Genomic DNA, 17,393 nt, shown 5'->3' with positions numbered 1-17,393 from the left:
GGTGAAAAGGTTCGAGCCGCAGGGCCCGTTCAGAAGCTGCTCTGGATCTTGAGGCCGCCGATCAGCGCGTCGTCCACGTGCCCGACCCCGCCCGGGTGGCGGATGTACTGCAGGTTCGGGCGCACGGTCAGCCACTGGGCCAGGTGGATGCCGTAATACAGCTCGGCGCTGTACTCGGTGTCCTGGACGGGCAGGAAGGCGGGGTTGTCGTAGTCGAAGAGGGCATTGGCGCGGTTGCGGGCCTCGGCGTTCCTGCGATAGGCCGGGTTGACGTGCACGCGAGCGAGGGCGAAGCCGATGTCGTCCTTGGCGCGGGCGTCGAACAGCCCTTTGTAAACCACACCTGCCTGAACATAGTTGTCGATGGCATTGGTCTTCTTGTCGTGCAGCGTGGCATTGGCAAAAACGCTCAGGCCACGTGAGTGATCGCTGGCCAACGACGTCACCTGCTGCTGTGCCCCCAGCCAGAACCCGTGCTTGCTCGAGCTGCTGCGATAGTCCTGGCCACTGAGGGCTGCCGGTTGGCCGTTGCCGTCCTTGTAAACATCTTGTGCCTTGGCACTACTGTAGTAGTAACCGGCGCGATATTCCCCTTTGAGGCCGTCGATGGCCGGCGTCCACACCAGTTCCACCGGCAGTACCGCGCCCTGGGTGCCGCTGCCGCTGAGCTTGAAGCCGTTCTGGCGCTCGAGGTTGGAGGGGTTCTGTTCGTAGGCACCGACCTGGGCGTAGAGTTCCGGCGTAAGGTGGTACTTGACGCGCAGGGCCCACTGGCTCACCGGCCAGTTGTACCAGATGCTGCCGGCCCAGTTGCCCACCTGCGAGCCGCAGAAGGCCAGGTTCTGGAAGTCGCAGGGGAAGCTGTTGAAGTCCTCGCCCTGGCCGAAGCGCCCGACCTTCACGTCAAGGTCGCCGTCCAGGTACGTCTGCTTGAACCACATCTGGGTCAGCCGCCAGGTCTGGCCACGGCCCCAGACTTCCTGGGCCGAGGTGAAGCCGCCCACCCGCGGATCGTTGATGCGGTCGTTGCTGATGTTGTTGCCGTGGCGCTCGGTCACGGTCAACTGGAATTCGGCGCCCTGCCAGCCGAGGATCTTCTGCAGGTCCAGGTGGCTGCCCAGGCTGAACTGGTCGCTGTAGCGGGCGGTGTTGCTGTGGTCGTGGCCACCGTGCAGGTTGCTGCCCATCTCCCCGGTGTAGCCCAGAGTGAAGTCGTAGCCGCGCTCGGCCAGCGCCGAGCGTGTGCCGCCCCAGTCGCCGAGCATCCAGGGCGAGTCGCCGTCCAAGAGGGGGGCGGCCTGCAGGCTGCAGGCCAGCGTGCTGGCGGCCAGGCCTGCCAGCAAGGTCGCGGCGGCGGGGGGCAAATGATGGAACTGATGCATGAGATAGCGCTGTCTTTTGATTGTTGGAAGAACGGCAAATTGCCCGAGATGCAGGCATCGTCGAGGGCAAGGCAGTATCAGGAATAGGTGAAGCGGTTCAGCTTGAGGCGGGGAGGATATAGGCGAACGTGCCGGAAAAAAAGCCGGATCAGCAAGAGTGACCGTTGCCGGATGGGTAACAATCCGGCAACGGTGTGAGTTCAGAAGGTGGTTCGCAGGCCTACCTGGACGCTGCGACCCGGCGCTGGGGCGATGTCGCGCAGGATCGAACTGGCATAGCGTACGGTCTGGTCGGTGAGGTTTTCGCCGCGCACGAAGGCCAGCCATTCACTCTGGCCGATCTCGAAGCGATAGCCCACGCTGGCCCCCAGGGTGGTGTAGCCGTCGGTGCTGGTTTCATTGGCCGGCTTGCGATGCTGGCTGCTGGCATGCTGCACGTCGACCCGTGCCTGCCAGCGTTCAAGGTTCCAGGTCAGGCCGCTGTTCAGGCGCAGCGGGGCAATGCGTGGCAGGTCTTCGCCGGTATCCAGGTTCTTGGCGCGGGTGTAGTCGCCAGACAGTTCCAGGGCGAAGCTGCCGTAGGCGTTTTCCAGCAGTTGCCAGCGGTCCTGGGCTTCGATGCCGTAGAAGCGGGCGCGCACGCCGTGATAGAGGTATTCGGGCACGTCGCCATGCTCGTGATCATGGTCGTGATCGTGATCGTCATCCCCGTGATCGTGATCATGCCCTTCGCGCAGGTTGCCGCTGGCCAGCAGGCCGATGTAGTTGCGGAAATGGCTGTAGAACACGCCCACGCTGCCCTTGTGCGTGCCGTTGTCGAAGCGCAGGGCCAGGTCGCTGGAGATCGCCTTCTCCTTCGAAAGCCCCGGGTCGCCCACCTCGTAGGTGCCGGTGGCGACGTGAGCGCCATTGGCATATAGCTCGTAGAAGGTCGGTGCACGTTCGGTGTAGCCCAGGCTGGCGGCCAGCGACCACACCGGGGTCAACTGGTACACCGCACCCGAGGACAGGCTGGCGGCGGTGAAGCTGCTGGCGCTGTCGGCCTGGGCGAAACGTTCGCTGCCCTGGCTGTCGGGGTCGACCCGGGTGTGCTCCAGGCGTGCGCCCAGGCTCAGGTCGAGGCGGTCGGTGGCCTTCCACTGTTCGAGCACGAACAGCGCCAGGCTGTCGGTATCGGTCTGCGGCACGAAGGCTTCTTCGCCCAGCGCCGAGAACTCGTTGCGGGTGACCTGGGCGCCGATCACGCCTTCCACCGGCCCCAGCGGCTGGTGCCGAGCCTCGACGCGGGCCTCGTAGCCCTTGTTCTTGAAGGTGGTATGCACCTCGCCGCCTTCCAGCTCCTGATGCTTGTAGTCGGTGTAGCCGGCGTCGAACTTGAGCGAGCTGAACGGGCCGTCGAGGTCGCGCAGTTCGGAGGCAAAGGCGTAGTGGTCCTGTTCCATGGCCAGACGAACGCCGGGCTCGGCCACCGAACCGTAGTTGGCATCGTAGCGGCTGTAGGACAGGCCCGCGTAACCGTGTTCCCAGTTGTACGAACCGCCGACGGCACCACCGTCCTGGCGCCCGTCGCTGTTTTCCAGGCGATGCTTGCCGCCGGGTTCGTCGGCATCGCGCACCTTCGAACTGCGGGCGTAGCCGGGGATGCGCAAATCGTTGAACTGGCGGCTGTTGGCGTCCAGGTGCAGGGCGAAGCGGCCATCGCCGGCTTCCAGCTTGCCCGCACTGCTGCGGGTGGTGTCGGCGCCCCCGTAGCGCAGCTCGCCGGCACCATGAATGCCTTGCACCGGCGCGTCGGGGATGCGGTTGTCGAAGGTGTTGACCACCCCGCCGATGGCATTGCCACCGTAGAGCAGGGCGGCCGGGCCGCGCACGATCTCGACGCGCTCGACGTTCACCGGGTCCAGTGGCACGGCGTGGTCGTACGACAGCGAAGAGGCATCCAGTGCACCCACGCCGTTGCGCAGGATACGGATCCGGTCGCCGTCCAGGCCGCGGATCACCGGGCGGCTGGCGCCCGGGCCGAACCAGGTGGAGGCGACGCCGGGCTGGGTGTTCAGGGTTTCGCCCAGGCTGCCCTTTTGCTGCAGGGTCAATGTGTCGCCTTCGAGCACGCTGCTGGGGGCTGCCAGCGGGGTGCCCAACGGGTTGGCGGTGATGACCTGGGGTTGCAGTTCAACCGCGTGGCTGGGCAGCGAGGCCAGCCACAGTGCGGCGGCAAGGGGGGAGAGGTGGAGCGGCAGGTGACGCATGGTGGGGTCCTTGGCAGTTATCGTTTTGGTTACAATATAACATTACCGTAAAACAATAAATGCCAAGGTGCTGTCCAGAGCCTTCGCGGTCACTAGAATCACCTCAGGTGCCCTTGATCGAGAAAGGCCGCACCAGGTGCTGACGCGCCGCCGCACCTGGGCTAAGGTGCGCACCTTCGTTTGGCTGGAGCACAGGCATGACTGCCGCTGACAACAACCCGCTGCATGGCGTGACACTGGAACAGATCCTCACCGCGCTGGTGGCGCACTACCAATGGGAAGGGCTGGCGCAGCGCATCGATATCCGCTGCTTCAAGAGTGACCCGAGCATCAAGTCGAGCCTGACCTTCCTGCGCAAGACGCCCTGGGCGCGGGAGAAGGTCGAGCGCCTGTACCTGAAGCTGCAACGCGGTCGCTGAGCCGATGCCGGTGGCTGACCGTCGCATGGGCATCGGCCTGCTGGCGGGCCTTGGCTGGGCGGCGTTGACCATCCAGCTGTATCTGGTGCTGCTGGCGCGCTGGCAGGATCAGGCCAGCCTGCTGGGCGGGCTGGTGAATCTGTTCGGTTATTTCACGGTGTTGAGCAATACCCTGGTGGCCACGGTGCTGACCCAGGCGGCCTTTGGCCGTGAATCGGCGGCGCGGCGCTGGTGGCTGTCGCCCTGGGTGAGTTCCGGGGTGGCGGTGAGCATCGTGTTCGTGGCGCTGGCCTACAGCCTGTTGCTGCGTCACCTGTGGCAACCGCAGGGCTGGCAATGGCTGGCCGATGAGCTGCTGCACGACGTGATGCCGGCGGCCTATGCGCTGTACTGGTGGTGGTGCGTGCCCAAGGGGCAGTTGCGTTTCACGCACCTGCTGGGCTGGCTGGTATACCCGCTGGGGTACTTTGCGTATGTGCTGGCGCGCGGTCACGGTATCGGTTTCTATCCGTACCCGTTCGTCGATGTGGCGAGCCTGGGCTATGCGCAGGTGCTGATCAATGCGCTGGCCATGCTGGGGGGCTTCATTCTGGTCGGCGTGCTGCTGATCGTCCTCGACCGCTGGCAGGGCAGGCGCCTGGCACGGGCCCAGGCGCAACCCTGAAGGTCGACGCTTATTCCTCGTCGTTGGGGTCCAGTCGCCAGTAGGCGGCCGCCTTGAGGTACGCCTCGTTCACGCCTTTCTCTTCCAGCAGCAGGCTCTTGGCCTTGCGCGTCAGCGCCTTTTCCAGGGCAACCCAGGCATACAGCGTGCCCGACGGCAGGCTCAGGTCGCGCAACACCTGCAGCACGTCCTGCTGGTGGCGCCGTACCCAGATCACCTCGACCTGCGCCGCGCTGGGCAGTGGCTGGCGTTCCTGGTCGTCCTCGATTTCGATCACCGCCAGCACCTTGCGTCCGGCTGGCAACTCTTCGAGCCGGCGGCCGATGGCCGGGATGGCGGTTTCATCGCCCACCAGCAGGTAGCTGTCGAAGATGTCCGGTACCACCAGCGAGGCGCGTGGCCCGGCGATATGCAGGTAATGGCCGGGTTCGGCCTGGGCCGCCCAGGTGGAGGCGGGGCCGTCGCCGTGCAGCACGAAGTCCAGGTCCAGCTCGCCGGCGGCCAGGTCGATGCGCCGCGGGGTGTACTCGCGCATGGTCGGTCGCACGTCGGTGGCGCCGGGGTTGTCCAGGGCCACCTGTTCTTCGGGGGAGCAGGCGAACATGAGTTTGACGTGGTCGTCGCTGCCGACGCTGAGAAAGCCCTGCAGCTCGGCGCCGCCGAGGGTGATGCGGCGCATGCGCGGGGTCAGCTCGGTCACGCGCAGTACCTCGAGGCGGCGGCGCTTGATCTCGTGGTTGACGCGATGGATCGAAAGGTTGGGGCTGTCCGTCATTCGGAAGTCTCCTGGGTGGGGGTTGCCGGGCCGGCAACGATGGCTTTTGCGGTGTCGTTGAGCAGGGTGCGTACCCGCTCGATCTCTGCGGGGTTCCAGCGCCCGGCGTGGATCTGCAAGGCATGGCGCAGGTTGTGTACGGCTTCGTGGATTTCCGGCGGACGGTCGTGCACGCGCATCGAGCGCTTGCTCACCTCGATGCGCGTGCGCACGCCGTCCAGGGCGATGGCCTGGTCGACCAGCGACTGGCGCCCGGCGTCGGTGACGCTGTAGAGCTTCTTGCTGCCGTGGACTTCGCCGCTGATCAGCTCGCTCTCTTCGAGAAAGGTCAGGGTCGGGTAGATCACGCCGGGGCTGGGGCTGTAGCCGCCGTCGAACTCGGCCTCGATCTGGCGGATCAGGTCGTAGCCGTGCCCGGGCTTTTCCGAAAGCATGGCCAGCAGCAGCAACTTGAGATCGCCGGGGGCGAACACGCGGGGGCCACGGTCGCCGCGTTCACGGCCGTGCCGGCGCTCGAAGCCGTCATGGCGCTCGCCGCTGTCGCGGTGGGGTGGGTGATGGTCACGCATGGACTGTCTCCTGTCTGCGTTTCGATGTATCTAAAGATATTACTCAAGATATATCTTAACGCAAGACGTGGAGATGATTATTTTTCGCATTTGGCGCTGATCTGTTTCACCGGCAAGGCCGGCTCCTGCACGCAAGCGTGTGGTTGGTGCAGGCGAGCGAATGGCTTCAGGGCTTCGAAAGGTCTTGCGTTGCCACCAGCGGCGGCGTGCACAACGTGTTGCCCCCCGGCTGCAGGTATGGCAGCAGTATCGGCGCCATGCCCTTGAGCACCTGCACCGGCAACGCCGAGGTGAACTTGAATGCCTCGGCCGCGCGCCCCGGCACGAACGCCGTCAAGGTGCCGAAATGGTTGTCGCCCAGAAAGAACACGAACGTCGCGGTGCGGTTCAACGAACGCGAACCGATCAGCCGCCCACCAGCACCGAAGCTCTCGATGCGGTTGTCCCCGGTGCCGGTCTTGCCGCCCATGGTCAGCAGGGTGCCATCGGGCAGCTTGAAGCTCCCCGACACCCGTCGTGCCGTACCGGCGTCCACCACCTGCGACATGGCCCCGCGCAGGGCCCGCGCCACTTCCACCGACAGCACCCGCTGGCCCCGGTCCGGGTCACCGGCCAGGCGCAGTTCATAGGGCGTGTCGGCGGCAAAGTGCAGGGTGTCGATACGCAGCACCGGCAGGCGCACGCCGTCGTTCTGGATGATGCCCACCAGCTCGGCCAGCGCCGCCGGGCGGTCGCCCGAGCTGCCGATGGCGGTGGCCAGCGATGGCACCAGGTGATCGAACGGGTAGCCCACGCGCTTCCAGCGCTGGTGAATGTCGAGGAACGCCTCGATCTCGACCATGGTACGGATACGGCTGTCACGGGCGCCCTTGTGCCGGCTCTTGAACAGCCAGCTGTAGACTTCCTGGCGTTCGAAATGGCTGGCCAGCACCGCGTCCTGAAAGCTTGCGGTGGGGTTCTTCAGCAGGTAGCCCAGCAGCCACAGGTCCAGCGGGTGCACCCGGGCGATGTAGCCCTGGTCGGGCAGGTCGTAGGTGCCCGGGCCGTAGGCGGCATACAGGCCTTCCAGACGCTGGTCGGTCAGTTGGTCCTTTTTCAGCGGTGGCCGCTTGGCCGCCCCTGGCTCGGCCTTCATGTGCGCGCGCACGAAGGCGTTGAAGGTGGCCTGGTCGGCCTCGGGGAACAGGTAGCGGTGCACGGCGGCCAGGCGGATCGGCGTGACCCGCAGGCTGTCGAGAAAGGTGTCCAGGCGTTCCTGGGAGGTCTTGCGCTGGTACTTCTTCCAGAACCGGCGCATGAAGTCGGTGCCCTCGCGGTCGGCGAAGCGGGCAAGGTATTCCTGGCGCCGCGGCTCGGCATCGTCCTTGAGCAACTTGCCGCTGTTGCCCGGTGCCGAATAGGTGCTGTAGCGCACCAGGTCGCGCATCAGGCGAATGAAGGGCAGGTTGATCGACTCGCGCAGGGCATCCTTGAGGGTCGGCATGCGGCCGTTGTCCTCGCGGCGAAAGTTGTTGAACACGTGCATGCCGCCGCCGGTGAAAAAGGCTTCGCCGGGGCTGGCCGAATACTTGCGCTCCAGCGCCGCGTCGAGCATCGCGGTGATGTTGCGGTCCTTGTTGCGGGCCAGGTAATCCAGGGCCCAGCGGCTGATGAAGTCGGTGTCGGCCACCTCCACCTTGCTCAACTGGGCCGGGGTCATGTCGACGTACTTGTCGTGCAGCTCGGCGATGATTTCCAGGTACTGGGTCAGCACCCGCAACTTGGCGGTGGAGCCCAGCTCAAGCTTGCTGCCCTCGTTGATGTCGAACGGCTGGTCGGTGCTGTCGGTCTGTACCCGTACCCGCGAGCCGTCGGCGGTGCGTTCCAGCAGGGTGAAGCTGTAGCGCACCTGGGTGGTGCTGGTGGGGGTCAGCAGGCGTTCGCCAATCAGCCCCATCTGCGCCGCAAAGGCCGGGTCGGCGAGGCTCTTGAGGTACTCGCTGACCTGCCCCTGCAGGTCGGCCTGCAGCGTGCTGGTGGCCGACAGGTCGAGGCGGTCCAGGTCGTACAGCGGGCGCCCCAGCGCCGACGACAAGCGGTTGCGGGCCACGCTGATGCCCTTGTTGGTGACGATGGGCACGATGGTCGGCTGCGCCACCCAGTCGCGAAACACCACCTTGCTTGCCAGCGCGGCATCGGCCAGCGGGCGGTCGATGATGTTGTTGGCGGCCAGCAGGCGCACGTGGCTGTCGGTGAGGGTGGCCAGTTCGTTGCGACCCTTGGACAGAAAGTGCGACGGGCGACGCTGGGCGATCATCAGCGACAGCACCTGGCGCAGTGCCAAGCCACGCGCGGCCAGGCTGGCCGGGTCGCTGTCGGTACTGGCCAGGGTCTTGTTGACCTCGGCAAAGTCGGCGCCGTACCACACCCGCAGGCCCTCGGCCATGCCGTGCACTTCGCCGTGGCCGGGCACCGCCGACAGCGGCACGCTGTTGAGGTAGTCGCGCACGATGCGCTGGCGTGCGCCCAGGGTCTGCGGCCCGTCCTGGTAGGCGCGCACGCTGGCCGAAATCATCTGGCGCAGTTTCTCGCTGCCCGACACCGTGAGGCCATCGGGGGAGTGGCGGTATTTTTCCAGCTGCGTGGCCAGCGTGCTGCCGCCGGCCGACTGGCCGGGCAGGGCCAGGTGCTTGGCGACCTGACTGTAGGCGGCCATGGCGAAGCGCGGCCAGTCCACCGCCGGGTTGCTGCGCGGATCGGCGGGGTCGAGCAGGTCGCGGTTCTCGATGAACAGCAGGCTGTGCACGATCACCGGCGGGATCGAGGCGAAATCCGGGTACAGGTGCTGCGGGTAATGGAACTGGTACAGCGCGTCGCCCTTGCAGTCGGTGATCGACAGGCCGGCCTGGATCTTCTCGGCATAGGGCACGAAGAACCCGTGCTGCACATAGTTCATCAGCGCCGGCGAAAAACGCGCCTGCTCGACGATCACGTAATCGCGCTTGAACAGCCGCGGCAGAAACTCGCCCAGCGCGCTGTAGCCCAGGCGCTTGTCGAACGGGCCTTCGCCCGGGTAGATGACGGCATCGCTGGGGCCCTGGTGCATCGAATAGCTCAGGGTGGCGGCGAACTGGCTGAACTCGCGCGCCTGCAGGCGCGAGGTGTGCATTTCACGGGCGATCGCCAGGCCCAGCAGTACCAGGGCCCCCAGCACCAGCAGGCCGAACAGCCACCAGCCATAGCGCCGGCGGGGACGTTTGGGCAATGCGGGAGTATCCGGTTGTTCTGCGGCAGCCTGCGTCTTGTCTGGTTCCGTTTGCCACTGTGCGCCCATAGTGTTCAGCCCGGCTGCGTATGTTCGTCTCGCTTGCCTGAAGCTTAGACGCTGGTCGCAATTGATGAAAAATTTGTGGGTTGCCAGCGGCAGGTTCGCCAATCACGGCGCGAACATGCGCCTTTGGTGCAAGGTTGTGTTGCCCCGTTTTGGTGCTATGTTAGCCGCCCGGTTGACACCCGCACGGCCAAGCGCGGGTAATGCCACTCCGAATAAGCGGTAATTGCCGAGAGTTCTCGCCAAATATCGGGGTTTATATAGTGAAAAGCCCTGTAGCGGCCTTCCTATACTGCTCGCCCCTTTCGCTCGGCCGGTGCTCCGCGCACCGGTCGACGTGCTTGCCCACAAGGTGAGCCCGGCGCGGCGAAACAGCAGCCTATCGGCGCTGTACAGCCTGCACGAAGGGTTATATCCAATAACAAAATGAGGTTGTATTCCTATGCCAGTCGGCAACCACCCTTCTCATGGTGAGACCGCCCAGGGCGGCCCACTCAAGCGGGAACTCGGCGAACGTCACATTCGCCTGATGGCGCTGGGCGCCTGTATCGGTGTCGGGCTGTTCCTCGGTTCGGCCAAGGCCATCGAAATGGCCGGGCCGGCGATCATGCTGTCCTACATCATCGGCGGCCTGGCGATCCTGGTGATCATGCGCGCGCTGGGCGAGATGGCCGTGCACAACCCGGTGGCCGGGTCCTTCAGCCGCTACGCACAAGACTACCTGGGCCCGCTGGCGGGCTTTCTGACCGGCTGGAACTACTGGTTCCTGTGGCTGGTGACCTGTGTCGCCGAGATCACCGCGGTGGCCATCTACATGGGCATCTGGTTTCCGGACGTACCGCGCTGGATCTGGGCCCTGGCGGCGCTGGGCAGCATGGGCGCGATCAACCTGGTGGCGGTGAAGGCCTTCGGCGAGTTCGAGTTCTGGTTCGCCCTGATCAAGATCGTGACCATCATCGCCATGGTGCTGGGCGGCATCGGCGTGATCGCCTTCGGCTTCGGCAACGACGGTGTGGCGCTGGGCATCTCCAACCTGTGGAGTCACGGCGGCTTCATGCCCAACGGCGTGACCGGCGTGCTGATGTCGCTGCAGATGGTGATGTTCGCCTACCTGGGCGTGGAGATGATCGGCCTTACCGCCGGTGAAGCGCGCAACCCGCAAAAGACCATCCCGCAGGCCATCGGCTCGGTGTTCTGGCGCATCCTGCTGTTCTACGTCGGCGCGCTGTTCGTGATCCTGTCGCTGTACCCGTGGAACGAGATCGGCAGCCAGGGTAGCCCGTTCGTGATGACCTTCGAGCGCCTGGGCATCAAGACCGCAGCCGGCATCATCAACTTCGTGGTGATCACCGCGGCGCTGTCGTCGTGCAACGGCGGTATCTTCAGTACCGGGCGCATGCTCTACAGCCTGGCGCAGAACGGCCAGGCCCCGGCCAGCTTTGCGCGCACCTCGCGCAACGGCGTGCCGCGCAATGCACTGCTGCTGTCGATCGGCGCGCTGCTGCTGGGCGTGCTGGCCAACTACCTGGTACCTGAAAAGGTCTTCGTGTGGGTGACCTCGATCGCTACCTTCGGCGCGATCTGGACCTGGGTGATGATCCTGCTGGCGCAACTGCGCTTTCGCGCCGGGCTGAGCCAGGCCGAACGGGCCGCGCTCAAGTACCGCATGTGGCTGTGGCCGCTGAGTTCCTACCTGGCCCTGGCGTTCCTGATCCTGGTGGTCGGCCTGATGGCCTACTTCGAGGAAACCCGCGTGGCGCTGTTCATCGGCCCGGCGTTCCTGGTAATGCTGACGGTGCTGTACCACGTGTTCAAGCTGGCGCCCAAGGGCGACAGTGAAGCAGTGGCGGCATCCAGCGCATCCTGATGTACACAACCCCGGCCCAGGCCGGGGTTTTTATGTGGCTGTACTGCCCCTTCGCCGGCAATGCCGGCTCCTGCAGGTGAGGAGTCGGCGACGTCGTTACGCCGCTTCGGCGTTGGGCTCGAAACTGTCTGCCCGCGCCATTTGCCACATCCGCGAGTAGAACTCGCCGTTCACCTCGCCGGTAAGCAGTTCACCCGGCTTGAGGAACACGTGCAGCTGCGAGAACAGCTTGATCTCGGTGGCCGACATGCGCCGCACCAGGTGCTTGGCCTCCAGCTGCGAGGGGTGATCCAGCCCGGCGGCGGCGAGCATCTCGGCCAGCGCCTTGAGCGTGTTGCGGTGGAAGCTGAACACCCGCTGCGCCTTGTCCGGCACCACCAGCGCCCGCTGGCGCAGGCCGTCCTGGGTGGCCACGCCGGTCGGGCACTTGTTGGTATGGCAGCTTTGCGACTGGATGCAGCCGATGGCGAACATGAAGCCGCGCGCCGAGTTGGCCCAGTCGGCACCGATGGCCAGCACGCTGGCGATATCGAACGCACTGACGATCTTGCCGCTGGCGCCCAGCTTGATCTTGTCGCGCAGGTTCAGCCCCACCAGGGTGTTGTGCACGAACAGCAGCCCTTCGCGCAGCGGCACGCCGATGTGGTCGGTGAACTCCACCGGCGCGGCGCCGGTGCCGCCTTCCTTGCCGTCGACCACGATGAAGTCGGGCAGGATGCCGGTCTCGAGCATGGCCTTGGCAATGCCCATGAACTCCCACGGGTGGCCCAGGCAGAACTTGAAGCCGACCGGCTTGCCGCCGGACAGCTCGCGCAGCTGGGCAATGAACTGCATCAGCTCGATGGGGGTGGAGAACGCGCTGTGGCGCGACGGCGAGATGCAGTCTTCGCCCATCATGATGCCGCGGGTGTCGGCGATTTCCTGGGTCACCTTGTGCTTGGGCAGGATGCCGCCGTGGCCGGGCTTGGCGCCCTGGCTCATCTTGATTTCGATCATGCGCACCTGCGGGCTGCTGGCCTGCTGCGCGAAGCGCTCGGGGTCGAAGCGACCGTCCGAGGTGCGGCAGCCGAAGTAGCCGCTGCCCAGTTCCCAGGTCAGGTCGCCGCCATGTTCGCGGTGGTAGGGGCTGATGCTGCCCTCGCCGGTGTCATGCGCGAAGTTGCCGAGCTTGGCACCCTGGTTGAGGGCGCGAATGGCGTTGGCGCTGAGCGAGCCGAAGCTCATGGCCGAGATGTTGAACACCGAGGCCGAATAGGGCTGGGTGCACTGCGGGCCGCCGACGATCACCCGAAAGCTCTCGGGGTCGCTGAGCGGTGCCGGGCGCATGGAGTGGCCGATGAACTCGAAGCCCGACTGGTAGACGTCGATCAGGGTGCCGAACGGCTTGTCGGCGGTTTCGTTCTTGGCCCGCGAGTACACCAGCGAGCGCTGGGCGCGGGAGAAGGGCAGCGCATCGCTGTCGGATTCGAGCAGGTACTGGCGGATTTCCGGGCGGATGCCCTCCACCAGGTAGCGGATATTGCCCAGGATCGGGTAGTTGCGCCGCACCGCATGGCGGCTCTGCAGCAGGTCGAACAGGCCCAGCAGGCTGAGCAGGCCGGTGACCAGGGTGAAGGGCCACAGCCAGTCGTGGTGCAGGAACGGCAGGCTGGCGAGGGTGAACACGACACACGCGGCGAAGAAGGCATAACGGCTGAGGAGGGAGAGGCTCATGCGGGTTCCTTTTGCAGGCAATCCAAGACCTTATATCGAATGGGGGATTGGATGCCAGTGAACCCATCAAGACAGCGTTGCGGCCTTCGCCGGCAATGCCGGCTCCTGCACACACTGCAAAGCTTCGGGATCAGTGATGGACATCGCGCACCACCCGCTCACGCAGCGCCGCATCCTCCTGCACCCAGTACTGCGCCTTGCCCGCCACCCGCGCCGCCACCGCCACGCCGTCGCGGTACACCACCCGGTTGCCGCTCACCGCTGCCACCTTGCTGCCGGGCAGCAAGGTGCCCACCAGGTTCAGCGGGTCGCTGGCACTCACCGCCACCAGGCTGCCATCCAGCGGGCGCCTGCGTACTTCGCGCAATACGCCGATGGCCTCGGGCAAGGCGAACTGTTCGCCGGCCAGCCCGCTGATGAAGCGACCGCCACGGATCTCGCCACGCGCCTCCAGGCGGTGCAACGTGCGCAGCAGGTCCCGCCAGCTCGGCAGCCAGTCGGCCTCGCGTTCGAGCAGCCGCCAGCACACCACGCCATAGCGGCGCAGCAGGGTCAGGGCCACCTGTTCCAGGGCGTCCTCGGCCGGCGTGCCGGCGCGGCGCAGCAATGCCCAGCGCCCGGCGTCCTCCATGCCGCCACTGAATGCCCCGCGACCGCGCCGATGGCTGCGTGCCTGGCGCTTGCTGGTCGGGGTGATCAGTGCACGCAGGCCGGCAAAGCTGTCGGCACTGATCTGCCCGGCCGCCACCAGTTCCTGCAGGGCTGTCTCCAGCTCGCTGGGCAACAGGCGTGCCTCGTCGCGCAGTTCATCGAAAAACAGTGCGCCGTGCTCGCTGAGCGCGGCCAGTACACGTTGCGCGCGGGGCGACGGTGCCGGGGCGTCGTCGGTGGCGGCCAGTGCTCGCCACAACCCCAGCCGCGCCCGTGGTAGCAGCACGACAGGGGTGCTGCGCAGGGTACTGGCCGCAGCCTTGCCCGAAGGGGCCAGGCGAGCCCACACGAACTTGCCGGCCCGGCAGGCATCGTCCAGCCACTGCCCGCTGTAGTCGCGCAGCCGGCTCGGCAGCAGGTCGCTTTCCCAGGCCGAGGCCGCTGCGGCGAAGCCTTCCAGTTGGGTCAGCGCCTCGCCCAGCGCCGCCGGGCCCTCCAGCCGGGTGCCGGGCGAAAGGTGCTGCCAGTCGAACAGAAAGCGCATGAAGTCCTGCAGGCTGACCGGCTCGATTTCGCGGCGCAGGCGCTTGAGCGTGTAGCGGTGGATGCGCGCCAGCAGGTGGCGTTCGCACCATTGTTCAGGGGTGTGGCCCGGGCTGAAGTGCCCGCGCATCACATAGCCCTCCGCTTCCAGGCGCAGCATGGCCTGCTCGACCTGTGAGGGGCTCAGGCACAGCGGCGCGCCGATCTCGCTGCTGGTCAGCGGGCCGAAGCCGCTCAGGCGCGCGCGCAGCAGTTCCACGGCAGCACTGTCGGCATCGATGGGCTGATCGAACCCGGGCAATGGGGTGGGCGCCGCTTGCGGGTACAGCGCCAGCAGCCACGGCAGGCGTTCGCGGGCCAGCCACAGGCCGCCACCCTGCGGCAACTTCAGGTGGCAGGCGCGTGCGCCGGCGGCCAGTTGCTGCAGCCATGCCAGCCAGCCCGGGTTGGCCTGCACCTCGGCATCGCACACGGCCGCCAGGCTCATCAGTGCCTCGTGCATTTCGTCGGTGCCGCCTGGCAACGGCCAGGCCTCGGCACGCACTGCGGCAATCGCCTGCGGATCCAGTGCGCCCAGGTCGTCGGCACTTTGCGGGTCGCTCCAGCGCCGGTTGAGCACGGCCTGGGTGCGCCGCTCTTCCAGCGGTGCGTCATCGAGAAAGGCGTATGGACGTGCATTCAGGATCGCCGCCGCCAGGGGCGAAGGCGCCGGCAGGTCGCGGCAGATCAGGCGGATGCGCTTGTCTTCGATGCGCCGCAGCAGATTCAGCCAGCCCTCGCAATCCATCGCCTCGTGCAGGCAGTCGTCGAGGGTCTGCTCCACCAGCGGGTGGTCGGGAATCTCGCGCTCGCCGACGATGTTTTCCAGGCACGCCAGCTGGTCGGGGAACACGGCAGCGGTGAGGTCTTCGCTTTTCATGCGCTGGATCTGCGGGGCGACCTTGCGCCCGCCGGCATAGCGCGGCAGTGCCAGCGACACCCCGGCGTTCCAGCGCCAGCGCACGCCGAACAGCGGAGCATCGAGCACGGCCTGGGTCAGCAGGTGCTCGGCACTGGCGCTGGAAATGTAGCGCCACACCTCTTCCAGGGCAAAACTGTGGCCGGCCGACAGCGACAGGATCAGCGCATCCTCGCTGGCTGCCGCCTGCAACTCGAAGTTGAAGGTGCGACAGAAGCGCTTGCGCAGTGCCAGCCCCCAGGCGCGGTTGATGCGGCTGCCGAAGGGCGAGTGGATGATCAGCTGGGTACCGCCGGACTCATCGAAAAAGCGCTCCATGATCAGCGTGTCCTGCGAGGGCAGGGCGCCGAGGGCCTGGCGGGTGCGGGCCAGGTAGTCGAGCAGTTGCTCGGCGCTGTCCGCGTTCAGCCCGAGCGTGGCGTGCAGCCAGGTCAGCAGCGGTTGCAGCTGGCCGCCACTGGCATCCAGGCGCTGGTCGATTTCGGCTTGCAGGCGTGCCACCGCGAAGGACAGCTCGTCGCTGCGCCCCGGCGCCTCGCCCAGCCAGAAGGGGATGGTCGGCGGTTGCCCGTGGGCATCCTCTACCCGTACCTTGCCGGCCTCCACGCGCAGGATGCGGTACGACGCGTTGCCCAGCTGGAAGATGTCGCCGGCGATGCTCTCCACCGCGAAGTCTTCGTTCACGCTGCCGATGTTCAAGGCCTGGGGTTCGAGCAGCACGCGGTAGTCGGCGTTGTCCGGTATCGCCCCGCCACTGGTCAGGGCAGCCAGCTGGCTGCCGCGCCTTCCACGCAACTGGGCACTGACCGCATCGCGGTGCAGGTACGCGCCGCGCACGCCCTGGCGCCCGCTGTAGCCTTCGGCGAGCATGCGCAGCAGGGCCTGGTAATGCACCTGGTCGAGATTGGCGTAGGGCATCGCGCGGGTGAGGCACGCAAACAGCGCCTGTTCGTCCCAGGGCTGGCAACTGACCTCGGCGACGATCTGCTGGGCCAGCACGTCCAGCGGTGCGTTGGGGATATGCAGCTCGTCCAGCTCGCCACGGCGCACGCAGTCGAGCAGGGCCACGCACTCGATCAGCTCGTCGCGGGTGGTGGCGAACACACGACCCTTGGGGGTGCCGTCCACCTGGTGGCCGGAGCGGCCAACCCTCTGCAGCAGCGCGGCAATCGAGCCAGGCGAGCCGATCTGGCACACCAGGTCGACCTCGCCGATGTCGATGCCCAGCTCCAGCGAGGCGGTGGCCACCAGCACCTGCAGCTCGCCGCGCTTGAGACGCTGCTCGGCGTCGAGGCGAAATTCCTTGGCCAGGCTGCCATGGTGCGCGGCCACCGCCTCGCGCCCCAGGCGCTCGCTCAGGTGGCGCGCCAGGCGCTCGGCCAGGCGCCGGGTGTTGACGAACACCAGGGTGGTGCGATGCTCGCGGGCCAGTTGCGCGAGGCGATCGTAGACCAGCTCCCACACATCGTTGGCCATCACCGCGCCCAGTGGCGCGCGCGGTACCTCGATGGCCAGGTCGCGCTGGCGCGCATGGCCGATATCCACCAGGGCGCAGGGGCGCTGATGGCCCACCAGGTACTGCGCCACCCGCTCGATCGGACGCTGGGTGGCCGACAGGCCGATGCGCCGCAGCGGGCGCTGACACAGCGCCTGCAGGCGTTCCAGGCTCAACGCCAGGTGGCTGCCGCGCTTGTTGCCGGCCACGGCGTGGATCTCGTCGACGATTACCGTGTGCACCGAGGCCAGGCCCTGGCGCCCGGACGTCGAGCCGAGCAGCACGTACAGCGACTCGGGGGTGGTCACCAGGATATGCGGGGGCTGGCGACGCATGGCCGCGCGTTCCTTCTGCGGGGTATCGCCGCTGCGCACTGCGGTGCGCAGGGTCGGCGTGGGCAGCCCTAGGGCGGCCAGTTCGGCGCTGATACCGGCCAGGGGGGCCTGCAGGTTGAGCTGGATGTCGTTGGACAGCGCCTTGAGCGGCGAGACGTACACCACCAGCGTCTGTTCGGGCAGCTCGCCGCCGGCGTGCAGGGCCTGGGTGAAGAGTTCGTCGAGGACCGCGAGGAACGCGGTGAGGGTCTTGCCGGAGCCGGTGGGGGCCGCCACCAGCAGCGATTGCCCGCTGCGGATCAGCGGCCACGCCTGGGCCTGGGCGGCGGTCACCGTGGCGAAACGGTGCTGGAACCAGGCACGGACGGCGGGGTGGAAGGCGTCGAGTACCGGGTGATTGCGGGCGGGCAGGTTCATCAGCTGTTTATGCGGCCGTTGCGCCCTGGTTGCAAGGGGCTTTCGT

The 17,393-nt window shown here is 66.6% G+C and carries 10 protein-coding genes; 3 read left to right on the top strand and 7 right to left on the bottom strand.

Annotation, left to right across the window (positions count from 1 at the left end):
* Positions 1 to 29 precede the first annotated feature (29 nt).
* A complete protein-coding gene (locus DN388_RS02105; protein WP_054914764.1) occupies positions 30 to 1,382 on the bottom strand; it encodes a carbohydrate porin in 1,353 nt (450 codons plus the stop codon).
* A gap of 200 nt (positions 1,383 to 1,582) precedes the next feature.
* Positions 1,583 to 3,631: a TonB-dependent receptor gene (locus DN388_RS02100; RefSeq protein WP_058540956.1), complete on the bottom strand. Its 2,049-nt coding sequence runs from the start codon at positions 3,629 to 3,631 to the stop codon at positions 1,583 to 1,585.
* A gap of 197 nt (positions 3,632 to 3,828) precedes the next feature.
* Here DN388_RS02100 and DN388_RS02095 point away from each other — a divergent pair, with 197 nt between their 5' ends.
* A complete protein-coding gene (locus tag DN388_RS02095; protein ID WP_043862005.1) occupies positions 3,829 to 4,050 on the top strand; it encodes a VF530 family DNA-binding protein in 222 nt (73 codons plus the stop codon).
* 4 nt (positions 4,051 to 4,054) lie between these two features.
* Complete coding sequence (locus DN388_RS02090; protein ID WP_213606183.1) at positions 4,055 to 4,714, top strand: Pr6Pr family membrane protein; 660 nt, start codon at positions 4,055 to 4,057, stop codon at positions 4,712 to 4,714.
* 10 nt (positions 4,715 to 4,724) lie between these two features.
* Here DN388_RS02090 and DN388_RS02085 read toward each other — a convergent pair whose 3' ends face one another.
* The 3 genes from DN388_RS02085 to DN388_RS02075 form a co-directional block, all read right to left on the bottom strand.
* A complete protein-coding gene (locus DN388_RS02085) occupies positions 4,725 to 5,489 on the bottom strand; it encodes a siderophore-interacting protein (RefSeq protein WP_043862003.1) in 765 nt (254 codons plus the stop codon).
* Positions 5,486 to 6,058 carry a PadR family transcriptional regulator gene (locus tag DN388_RS02080; protein ID WP_054914759.1) on the bottom strand — a complete coding sequence of 191 codons (573 nt, stop codon included), beginning with the start codon at positions 6,056 to 6,058 and terminating at the stop codon, positions 5,486 to 5,488. Before DN388_RS02080 ends, DN388_RS02085 begins: the two co-directional genes overlap by 4 nt.
* A gap of 166 nt (positions 6,059 to 6,224) precedes the next feature.
* A complete protein-coding gene (locus DN388_RS02075) occupies positions 6,225 to 9,371 on the bottom strand; it encodes a transglycosylase domain-containing protein (protein WP_254996566.1) in 3,147 nt (1,048 codons plus the stop codon).
* Between the two features lie 439 nt (positions 9,372 to 9,810).
* Between DN388_RS02075 and DN388_RS02070 the strand changes: the two genes are divergently transcribed.
* Positions 9,811 to 11,235 (top strand): amino acid permease, encoded by a 1,425-nt coding sequence (locus DN388_RS02070; RefSeq protein ID WP_043862000.1) that lies wholly within the window; start codon positions 9,811 to 9,813, stop codon positions 11,233 to 11,235.
* A gap of 96 nt (positions 11,236 to 11,331) precedes the next feature.
* On the opposite strand, the gene DN388_RS02065 is transcribed toward DN388_RS02070, so the two are convergent.
* Together DN388_RS02065 and DN388_RS02060 are read right to left on the bottom strand one after the other, a co-directional pair.
* On the bottom strand, positions 11,332 to 12,948 hold the full coding sequence (locus DN388_RS02065; RefSeq protein ID WP_054914757.1) for an FMN-binding glutamate synthase family protein: 1,617 nt from the start codon (positions 12,946 to 12,948) through the stop codon (positions 11,332 to 11,334).
* A gap of 130 nt (positions 12,949 to 13,078) precedes the next feature.
* On the bottom strand, positions 13,079 to 17,347 hold the full coding sequence (locus DN388_RS02060; RefSeq protein ID WP_254996565.1) for a DEAD/DEAH box helicase: 4,269 nt from the start codon (positions 17,345 to 17,347) through the stop codon (positions 13,079 to 13,081).
* Positions 17,348 to 17,393: the final 46 nt, after the last annotated feature.

This window comes from Pseudomonas sp. S12(2018) (genome assembly GCF_024355235.1).
In the GTDB taxonomy this organism is placed as follows: Bacteria; Pseudomonadota; Gammaproteobacteria; order Pseudomonadales; family Pseudomonadaceae; genus Aquipseudomonas; species Aquipseudomonas palmensis.
This window is presented reverse-complemented; position numbering and strand designations above follow the sequence as displayed.

Excerpts from the sequence above, each read along its gene's own strand:
- DN388_RS02105 (WP_054914764.1), bottom strand. The coding sequence starts at position 1,382 with ATGCATCAGTTCCATCATTTGCCCCCCGCCGCCGCGACCTTGCTGGCA.
- DN388_RS02100 (WP_058540956.1), bottom strand. The coding sequence starts at position 3,631 with ATGCGTCACCTGCCGCTCCACCTCTCCCCCCTTGCCGCCGCACTGTGG.
- DN388_RS02095 (WP_043862005.1), top strand. The coding sequence starts at position 3,829 with ATGACTGCCGCTGACAACAACCCGCTGCATGGCGTGACACTGGAACAG.
- DN388_RS02090 (WP_213606183.1), top strand. The coding sequence starts at position 4,055 with ATGCCGGTGGCTGACCGTCGCATGGGCATCGGCCTGCTGGCGGGCCTT.
- DN388_RS02085 (WP_043862003.1), bottom strand. The coding sequence starts at position 5,489 with ATGACGGACAGCCCCAACCTTTCGATCCATCGCGTCAACCACGAGATC.
- DN388_RS02080 (WP_054914759.1), bottom strand. The coding sequence starts at position 6,058 with ATGCGTGACCATCACCCACCCCACCGCGACAGCGGCGAGCGCCATGAC.
- DN388_RS02075 (WP_254996566.1), bottom strand. The coding sequence starts at position 9,371 with ATGGGCGCACAGTGGCAAACGGAACCAGACAAGACGCAGGCTGCCGCA.
- DN388_RS02070 (WP_043862000.1), top strand. The coding sequence starts at position 9,811 with ATGCCAGTCGGCAACCACCCTTCTCATGGTGAGACCGCCCAGGGCGGC.
- DN388_RS02065 (WP_054914757.1), bottom strand. The coding sequence starts at position 12,948 with ATGAGCCTCTCCCTCCTCAGCCGTTATGCCTTCTTCGCCGCGTGTGTC.
- DN388_RS02060 (WP_254996565.1), bottom strand. The coding sequence starts at position 17,347 with ATGAACCTGCCCGCCCGCAATCACCCGGTACTCGACGCCTTCCACCCC.